Below are 4,656 nucleotides of genomic sequence, written 5' to 3'. Positions count from 1 at the left end.
ATCCGAACATGCTGGTCAATGGCGCTGGTGGTATCGCCGTAGGCATGGCAACCAATATCCCGCCCCACAACCTTGGTGAAGTGGTCACTGCGACCCTTGCTTTGATCGACAATCCCGACCTGACAACCGAAGAGTTGATCGAGTTTATCCCGGGACCTGACTTTCCGACAGGTGGCATCATGTTGGGCCGTTCTGGCGCGCGCAAAGCCTATCTTGAGGGACGCGGCTCTGTCGTGATCCGCGCTAAGACGCGGGTCGAAGAAATTCGCAAAGATCGTTATGCCATCGTTGTCGACGAGATCCCCTATCAGGTGAACAAATCCTCGATGATCGAAAAGATCGCCGAACAGGTCCGTGACAAAAAGATCGAAGGCGTGGCCCACGTTCAGGATGAAAGCGACCGCAATGGTGTGCGCGTTGTTGTCGAGCTGAAGCGCGATGCAACAGCCGAAGTCGTATTGAACCAGTTGTTCCGCTTCACGCCGATGCAGACCTATTTCGGCTGCAACATGCTGGCCTTGAATGGTGGACGCCCCGAAACACTGACGCTTCGCAAATTTCTTACCAGTTTCATAGACTTCCGCGAGGATGTTGTTGCGCGCCGCACGGCGTTCGAGCTGCGTAAAGCACGCGAACGCAGCCACATTCTGTGTGGTTTGGCTGTGGCTGTTACCAATGTCGACGAGATCGTCGCGACGATCCGCTCTTCTGCCGACGCCGCGGAAGCGCGAGAGAAGTTGATGACGCGCCGTTGGCCTGCGATGGCGATTGCCGAATACATCAACCTGATTGATGATCCGACCCATAAGATGAACGATGACGGCACCTATAACCTGTCTGAAACCCAGGCCCGCGCTATCCTTGAATTGCGCTTGCAACGCCTGACACAGATCGGCGTAAAGGAAGTCACCGACGAACTTAAAGAACTTGCTGCAAAGATCAGAGAATACTTGGAAATTCTGGGTTCGCGAGAGCGTATCATGGGTATCATTTCAGACGAGCTGAAAGAAGTTCGCGAGAAATTCGCAGTAGATCGCCGTACCGAGATCGTTGACTGGTCTGGCGATATGGAAGACGAGGATCTGATCGAGCGCGAGGATATGGTCGTGACCATCACCTCGGGCGGATATATCAAACGGACCCCCCTTGCCGATTTCCGCGCGCAGCGCCGTGGCGGTAAAGGTGTCGCCGGTATGCAGACCAAAGACGAGGACGTTATCACGACGCTCTTCGTGGCTAACACGCATACGCAGCTGCTGTTCTTCACCACGGACGGGATGAGCTACAAGCTTAAGACATGGCGTCTTCCGCTGGGCGGGCGCACCGCCAAGGGCAAAGCAATCGTCAATATCCTGCCGATCCCGACCGGCGTTTCCATTGCCGCGATCATGCCCGTGGACCGCGACGAAAAAGACTGGGACGATCTTCAGGTGGTCTTTGCGACCTCTGCAGGCACTGTGCGCCGCAACAAGCTGTCCGATTTCACCAACGTCATGCGCAACGGCAAGATCGCAATGAAGTTCGAGGGCGAACACGAAGGCACCACATTGATTGATGCGCGCATTGCGTCGCACGATGATGATGTGATGCTGGTGACAAACTCCGGCCGCGCAATCCGCTTCCGCGCGACAGACGTGCGTGTCTTCAACTCGCGCGCCTCTGTCGGTGTGCGCGGGATCAAATTGCAGGGCAATGATAAGGTTGTGTCTATGTCCGTGATCCACCACTTCGAGGCGACTTCGGACGAACGTGCCGCCTACCTCAAGATGCGCCGCGCGATGGCGGGGCTTGCGGATGATGCTGAGCTGCCTGATGAAGAAGAAGGCGATGCAAATACGCAGCTGGCGCAAGAACGCTATGCAGAGATGTCCGCGATCGAGAACCTTATCCTGACGATCACCTCTGGCGGCGCGGGCAAACTGTCCTCCTCGCACGACTACCCGCTACGGGGTCGCGGCGGTATGGGCGTCACGGCGATGGACAAGGCGATGCGCGGCGGCGAGGTTGTGGCCTCCTTCCCCGTGGAACTTGACGATCAGATCATGCTCGCCACCTCCAAGGGCCAATCGATCCGCGTGCCCGTGGAGGGGATTTCCTTCCGCTCGCGTTCGGCTGGCGGCGTGAAGGTGTTCAATACTGGCAAGAACGAAAGCGTCGTGTCCGTTGCGCGCATCGCCGATCAGGGCGATGATGACATCGAAGATGCAGAGATCATCGCGGATGACAGCACAGCCGACGAATAAGGAAAGAAGCAGATGAAACAGGTCCCCAAATCCACGACCGACGATGCGCTTATTCAGGAATTTCTGAACAAGGGCGGCGAAGTCAAAAAGGGTAAAACCAAACCGATGAAGCCCGAGCTTGGTATTTCCAAGAATGTGTGGGGTCAAACGCTGACCAAAGACGAGAAAGACGCGCGGGATAAGAAGTAAGGCCACCGCCAAGATTTATCTGGAATTTGCGAAATGGGCGGAACCATTCGTGGGCTAATGGCTTTGGCACTTAACAGTGGTTATCGGAGTTTTCGCTCACACTTGCATCGCTCAAAACTCCAACGGTAGTTAGACTCATGTCCAATCTTTCTTCTCGTCCCCGCACCCCCGACGAAGCGCATGCTGTAGCGATCTATCAGACGCTTATGTCAAGCCCGTCCAGCGCTTGGAAAGAAACACGCCTTGCTTTAAAGAACTTTCCTCAAAGCGAGCGAGTTCAGTTCGTTGCTGGGCTGGTTCAAATCGCGCGTGGTAAGAAAAACGAAGCCCGCATGCACTTCGCCAAAGCAATCAAGCTAGGTACTGCAACGCCTGAGGCCTATATCAATCTCGCCCAGCTTTCGGCCGAAACCGGAAAACTGACCTATGCAATCGATACGCTAGATCGCGCAGATGCAAAGTTTGGCGATACGTTGCAGCTTTTGTTGACACGCACTACTGTTTTCCGTCTGTCGGGCGATCCCGCGCATGCCTTGGAGGCAAGTAACAAAGCCATAAGCACCTACCCGGAATCACCTGACGTATGTTTCGTGCATGGGCTCGTTCTTGCGGAAAATGGACTTTTGCTTGATGCAATCGACGCGTTAGAAATATTGACGACTACGCATCCAAACCATGTAGATGGGTTGCTGAAGCTTGGCCATTTTTATGCCTTTTCCAACCAGACAGATAACGCGCTCGCGATCTCAAAGCGGGCGTATGAATTAGACCCTTCACGAGATGAAGCGATCGAAAACCTCGCGGCGCGCAAACGCGAAAGCGGCGACTTCGAAGGGTCCTCAAAGCTCTTTTGGCAACTCGCAAAGTCAACGCCCGCCTTTGCCCCAGAAGCCTATTCACAGCTTGCCGATATTGTAGGACTGTCGGAGCTAACTCCGCTCAAACAGGCGATAGAAGCCTGTAAAGTACGTGCGCCAGAAGATCGCGCGCAGCTCGATTTCGCCCGCGCTGGTGTTGCCAAACGTTTAGAGCACTACGAGGCCTATGAGGCCTCTATCACCCGGGCAAACCGCGTAATGGCTAAGGTGCGCCCCTACGATGCTGCGCAGGACGAAGAACGTCACACCCGTGTTCTTGAGCAGTTTCGCACAGATACATCGGCGATAGAAATAGATCACTCGTTGCCCGCAAAACCGATTTTTATCATGGGCTTACCACGTTCGGGAACAACACTTCTAGAGCGCATGCTCACTATGGCGCCAGAGGTTTCGGGACTCGGCGAGGTCGCCCTGATAAACCGCTGGATTGCGCAGGGCCTGTGCGCCTCGAATACTCTCAACGGTGAACTCTACAAATTGCGCAAAGAGTATGCGCGATTCCAAAATTGCATCGGGGCAGCAACTTGGACCGTTGATAAAATGCCTTCCAACTACATGAATATTGGTTGGATAAAGAGAGCATTTCCAGAAGCCAAACAGATTGTATTACGCCGTGACCCTAAGGATTTGGCGCTTTCGATTTTCGAGAACTATTTTGATGACCCAGGTCAGAACTTCTCCTTTGAAGAAACGCGAATTCAAGCGCGGTTCGCGTTGTTTGAAAAAACGCTTATGGATTGGAAAGACCTTGGTTTGGATTTCTTGACAATCAACTACGAAGACCTTGTGTCAGACCCTCAAGAAACGCTCTCGCAGGTTTCAGCGTATTGCGGGCTTCCCTATGATGCTGCAATGCTGTCTCCAGAAACCAATTCCGGCTCGATCAGAACTGCTAGCAGCGTCCAAGCACGACACGGCATTTCGCAATCCAGTGTTGCACGTTGGAAGAAAACACCAAACCTGTTGCCTCGGATTTTTGCGAGATAGCGCCTTATGGGCGGAACCATTCGTGCGCTAATGGCTTTGGCACATAACAGGCATTATCGGCAAAGAACCAGTCGCAATGATGTACAAACTTAGGGGCAAACCAAAGACTTATACAGTAAAACTTTTTCAAGTATCCAATCATTAACAACTGACTGACTTATACGGCGTTCATCGGATATATTCGACGGCTTTTTAAAGAAAAAGGTAGCAATCCTTGATGTACTGTCGGGCTTCGAGAAAAGGGCAAAATCCGAAAGAGCAAAATCTCTCGAGGCTTCTGTTTTCTCGTGTAAATGCTCCAAAACGATAGAACTTCGTTCCTCAACTACAGCAGAAAATTGATCGCCCAAATGAAAGAG

At 53.0% G+C, this 4,656-nt stretch carries 4 protein-coding genes; 3 read left to right on the top strand and 1 reads right to left on the bottom strand.

Features of this window, described 5'->3' with window-relative positions:
- The 3 genes from WBC85_RS17370 to WBC85_RS17360 all read left to right on the top strand — a co-directional run.
- Positions 1-2,243, top strand: a 2,243-nt coding sequence (locus tag WBC85_RS17370) for a DNA gyrase subunit A (RefSeq protein WP_424440350.1), incomplete at its 5' end; no start/stop codon positions are given.
- A 12-nt stretch (positions 2,244-2,255) separates the two neighbouring features.
- Positions 2,256-2,432: a hypothetical protein gene (locus tag WBC85_RS17365; RefSeq protein ID WP_424440347.1), complete on the top strand. Its 177-nt coding sequence runs from the start codon at positions 2,256-2,258 to the stop codon at positions 2,430-2,432.
- Positions 2,433-2,569: 137 nt separating this feature from the next.
- Positions 2,570-4,297 (top strand): sulfotransferase, encoded by a 1,728-nt coding sequence (locus WBC85_RS17360; protein WP_424440344.1) that lies wholly within the window; start codon positions 2,570-2,572, stop codon positions 4,295-4,297.
- Between the two features lie 89 nt (positions 4,298-4,386).
- On the opposite strand, the gene WBC85_RS17355 is transcribed toward WBC85_RS17360, so the two are convergent.
- Positions 4,387-4,656 (bottom strand): hypothetical protein (locus WBC85_RS17355; RefSeq protein ID WP_424440341.1); only part of this gene is annotated, 270 nt, incomplete at its 5' end.

The sequence above is a fragment of the Planktotalea sp. genome (assembly GCF_049680325.1).
Taxonomy (GTDB): domain Bacteria; phylum Pseudomonadota; class Alphaproteobacteria; order Rhodobacterales; family Rhodobacteraceae; genus Planktotalea.
This window is presented reverse-complemented; position numbering and strand designations above follow the sequence as displayed.